This is a genomic window from Clostridia bacterium (genome assembly GCA_028698525.1).
Lineage (GTDB): Bacteria > Bacillota > Clostridia > JAQVDB01 > JAQVDB01 > JAQVDB01.
In genome coordinates this window covers 1-5,049 of sequence record JAQVDB010000097.1, presented here as the reverse complement: position 1 = coordinate 5,049, position 5,049 = coordinate 1, and the positions used below count along the sequence as shown (strand labels likewise).

Below are 5,049 nucleotides of genomic sequence, written 5' to 3'. Positions count from 1 at the left end.
GGACCGGAAGCTTTGAACCACAAATAATTAAAAAGTATGAGAAGGACATATCGAGCATTGAAAATCAGATAATATCAATGTATGGAAGAGGTATGACAACAAGAGATATATCTGCTCACATTCAAGAGATTTATGGATTTGGACTATCAGAGTCAACAGTTACAAAGATAACAAATAAAATACTTCCAACAATAGAAGAGTGGCGTCAAAGACCTTTAGAGAGCGTTTATCCATTTGTTTTTATGGACGCAATTCACTACAACGTAAGAGACAATGGTGTTGTGGTTAAAAAGGCTGTATACATCGTTTTAGCGTATACAATGGACGGATTAAAAGAAGTGTTAGGTATGTATGTTGGTGAAAATGAGAGTTCAAAATATTGGTTAATGGTGTTAAATGATCTTAAAAATAGAGGTTTAGAAGATGTTCTGATCTTTTCAACTGACAATTTACCCGGCTTTAGTCAGGCAATAACTGCCGTATATCCAAAAGCAGAGATTCAAAAATGCATCATTCACCAAATCAGAAGCTCCACAAGATATGTAAGTTACAAGGATGTACGCGAATTAATGAAAGACTTAAAGACTGTATATAAAGCAAACAATGAAGAAACAGCATTAATTCAATTAGATTTCTTTGAAGACAAATGGGGCAGTAAATACCCAAGCTGCGTATCAAGCTGGCGTAATAATTGGGCTGAATTATCTGTATTTTTCAAATATCCACCGGAAATCAGGAAGCTGATGTACACCACGAATACCATAGAAAACTTTAATAGACAACTAAGAAAAGTGACCAAAAATAAGACAATCTTTCCTACCGACTTTTCTTTAGAAAAGAGTCTTTATTTAGCGATGGTAAATGCTACAGCCAAGTGGACAACAAGGATGAGAGGTTGGGATCAAATATTGGCTCAATTAAATATATTTTTTGAAGATGTCTTAAAAAAGCATAAAAAATAAAATGTGGATTTGTGGATAATTGCTATGCAATTACCCACAAGCCCCACATTTACTACTGCTACTATTTTAGCATATTTTTATAAAAAGAGCTATAAAACTTGACAGCTTAATTTTAATGTGCAAGAATATACTAAATTATTAAATCTAATTTATGATTCTTATTGAATCTATATTAATATAAATTTTTATCTTTAAATAGTTTTAATTTTTGTCAAATTCCTTGACCTGGAATGATGAAACACAAACTATTTCACACTACCAAATAGCTTATAAAAAAATTGGTGAAACAAGCAACTATGCACTTTTCATAAAATATGGGGAGATTTAAAAAAATTTTTCCTACAGTAACTTGACACTATCCCCATAAAGAAATAAATTGACAGACTATGAAGAATGATGTAATATTGATATTAAATTAAAAATTCCAGGGTGAGAGAGTCTTATATGGTTTATTATATTGGCTTAGTATTTGTTATAATACTTATACTAATAAGTATAGATGATTTTATATGGGATATTTATATATTATTCAAGTCCATTAGGGCTGATAAAGATGACAAGGTTATAACATACAAGGAGTTAAGAGATACTGTCAAGGAGTTAAGAGATACTGTTCCTGGCCTACTAGCTATCATAATTGCCGCTTATCGTGAAGAGGACGTATTAGAAGATGTAGTAGACCATTTAATAGATACAAATCACTACCCAGATGCCATGTATCATGTCTTTTTAGGGGTATATCCTAATGACCCTGCAACCCTACATATAGCTGATAGGCTGTCTAAGAAATATGATAATGTTCACAAAGTTGTCCATGTATTAGATGGTCCTAGTTCAAAGGCTGATAATATAAACAATGTTATTAAAAATATATTATCCTTTGAAAGGGATAGGGGTATTAGGTTTAAGGGAATAGTAATACATGATTCTGAGGATGTTGTCCATCCATATGAATTATTGGTAGAAAATTATTTATTAAATTATCATGATGCCATACAAATGCCAGTATTCCCATTACAAAAGATGCCTAGGTTGAAAAATATTTTTAAAAACATGGTTTCAGGAACCTATGCCGACGAGTTTGCAGAAAACCATTATACTATGTTAGTGGCTAGAAATACTACAGGTTCTTTTGTGCCTTCTGCTGGGACAGGCTTTGCTATTTCAAGGGAAATCCTAGATAGCTTCCCAGATCACAATATATTTCCAGTAGGCAGCTTAACAGAGGATTATAAATTTTCTCTGATGTTAAAGTTAAAAGGCTATCACCTTCATTATGTACTGGAGGGAGTGGAAAGGCTTACTGGGGATGGGGAAGTGAGAAGGGAGTTTATTTCTACAAGGAGCATATTTCCATCCACCTACAGGGCAGCCGTAAGGCAGAAAACTAGATGGATATATGGCATTACCATGCAGTCTTTTAAATTGCCAGATATATTAAAGAATAAAACATTATCCCTTAGAAGTAAATATAGCCTATACAAGGATTGGAAAGCTAAATTTGGGAATCTATTATTAGGAGTAGGATATGGAATCTTCTTTTATTTCTTGCTAGCTACTTTTTTCCATCTTCCAACAATGTTTCCCCGTTTTAGCTTATCTTGGTATTTAATGATACTGATAACAATAATGATGGTTGAAAGACAAGTTGTACGGGGAAGGGCTGTAAAAAATGTATATGGCTACAAGAGCGCTTTTATAAGTGTCTTATTGCCACCTTTGTTTCCTTTTAGAATGTTTATTGGAAATATGATAAATTTCCATGCAACATTGCGGGCTTGGAAAATGCGCTTGTTTGGCTCCAATTCTAAAATTAAAAAGAAAAGGCCAAGATGGAGTAAAACAGAGCATGAATTCTTAAAACCTAGGGTGTTAAAAACATTCAGAAGAACACTGGGCGATATCCTATTGCATGAAAACTTAATATCACCAGAAAAATTGAACTATGCACTAGAAAAATCAAAAAAGAAAAATGTTAGGCTAGGAGAAATACTTGTAGAAGAAGAAATTGTTTCTGAGGAAGATGTATTAATATCCTTATGTAAAATAAACAAGGAATTCTATTTGGATATATCTTCTAGTATAGTGTCTAAGGATAGCATAGAATATTGGGGGTCAGATTTCTTAATTGAAAACCTAATAGTGCCTGTAATGCACATAAATAATACTATGGTATTTGCAATTTCTAATCCTGATGATAAAGAGAGGTTAAGGGATATATTAAGAAAAGAGAAGAAAGTAAAAGGGGCAATAAAGTTTGTTTATTCTACAAAGAAAGCTATATTAGATTCCATAAAATATGCAAAAGAAGACGCCAATCTACTAGAGCAATTACATTTTATAGAAAAGGCAGTTGAAAATGGACTTCTAACTTTAAATGAAGGCTTAACAGCCTTAACCTATTTAGACTTTCAAACTAATATTCAGGATATTCTACAGGCAATGGGGTTTGAAAAAACAATGGAGATGTCGGAAGAGTTGGAGCAAATTAAATATGGTATGGCTTAATTAGCCATGTCATATTTTATCCTTTCATATATTATGTGCCTTATCCCAGTATGACATTAGTTCCGACTCCTTGTCCCAAGTCTTTTAACGGCGAGCCCTTATTCCCAGCTCGCCTAGGAATCACCTAGCCGAAGGAATGAGCTAAACAGTAGTAATTCACAATTCAAAATTTATAACCATAGGGTTACTGTCGCTATTTAAAATTTGTAGAGCCTAGCCATACATTTAGCTTCACACTATTTCATTAAATCTTCCTCCATTGCAAGACTGGATAAAACCTTATCTATTAAATCTAAATCGCATTTACCTTCTTTGGTAAAATGGGAACAGTTTTCGCAGCTTTCAAATTTTTCCTCATATACTTGAGAAGTTATGTTTAAAGCATCTTCATCCCTTGGATTATAGGAATCACAATAGATAGCAATCTTTCTTAATTGTTCTTTACTAGCCATAATATCCTCCTTCTAGTTTTAATATTATTATTAGTGAAATATATAATAATATTCATAGGTTATTATTCTTACAAAATGGATAAAATTATCTATGGAAAATTAAAAATAAATGTTAAGTTATTATCCAAAAATGGGTATAGGGGGTTAGTGTAAAATAATTGTAGGAAAAAATACAAAAAAGAATAGCCCCATATGTTATGATAGAAGTGTCAAAAACAAAAATCATAATAAAGGAGGCTATTCTTATGAATACAATTATACACGAAATTATAGAAAAAATCACTAGAGATTTCAATAATAATATAGAGGATTTGATGTTAAATAGCAGGGATATATCAAGATTCATAATAAATACTAAAAAATCATTGGATGAAATAGGAGCAATGATAGTAAAAGAAGCCTTAGAGATGCTAGATGAAATAATAAGAGAATCTAGTAGTAGGAAAAAGGAATATTACATACAAAGAAGAAATGACGAAAAAACTTTAATTACAATATTTGGAGAAGTAAATTATCTAAGGACATATTACAAAAGTAAAAAAGATGGCAGCTATAGATATCTTTCAGATGAACTAGTAGGAATATATCCATATGAAAGAATGGATCTTTCATACGAATCGGAATTAATAAAAGAAGCTATAGAAACATCCTATGAGAAATCAGGTAAAAGAGCCTCAAGTAATGTACAAGTAACAAAACAAACAGTAATGAACACCATAAGAAAGCTAGGAGAAGTAGAAAATGACGAAGCGAAATTGCCAACTAAAAAGAAACAAGTAAAAACAATCTATATAGAAGCAGACGAAGACTATGTAGCATTGCAAAATGGGAAAAATAAAGAAATAAAATTAATCTATGTCCATGAAGGCAAGAAATACAAATCAAAAGGAAGATATGAATTAATAAATAAAAGATACTTTACAGGCTCATTAAAAAATAGTGAAGAATTATGGCTAGAAGTTGCTAATTATCTAGAAGAAGCATATGAAATGGATAAGGTAGAAAAGATATATATCTCAGGAGATGGAGCAAGCTGGATAAAAGAAGGGCTAAACTGGATTAAAGGAAGTAAACACGTACTAGATTACTTTCATTTATCCAAGTATGTAAGAAAAGCAACAGCACAT

At 31.8% G+C, this 5,049-nt stretch carries 4 protein-coding genes; 3 read left to right on the top strand and 1 reads right to left on the bottom strand.

Annotated elements, in window-relative coordinates; all coding sequences use genetic code 11:
• Positions 1 to 962: IS256 family transposase (locus tag PHP06_10455; protein ID MDD3840962.1), on the top strand; the 962-nt coding region annotated here is incomplete at its 5' end.
• Positions 963 to 1,406: 444 nt separating this feature from the next.
• Positions 1,407 to 3,470, top strand: coding sequence for a glycosyltransferase (locus PHP06_10450; protein ID MDD3840961.1), 2,064 nt, complete (start codon positions 1,407 to 1,409; stop codon positions 3,468 to 3,470).
• A 236-nt stretch (positions 3,471 to 3,706) separates the two neighbouring features.
• On the opposite strand, the gene PHP06_10445 is transcribed toward PHP06_10450, so the two are convergent.
• Positions 3,707 to 3,922: a hypothetical protein gene (locus PHP06_10445; protein MDD3840960.1), complete on the bottom strand. Its 216-nt coding sequence runs from the start codon at positions 3,920 to 3,922 to the stop codon at positions 3,707 to 3,709.
• A 245-nt stretch (positions 3,923 to 4,167) separates the two neighbouring features.
• Here PHP06_10445 and PHP06_10440 point away from each other — a divergent pair.
• Positions 4,168 to 5,049 (top strand): ISLre2 family transposase (locus PHP06_10440; GenBank protein ID MDD3840959.1); only part of this gene is annotated, 882 nt, incomplete at its 3' end.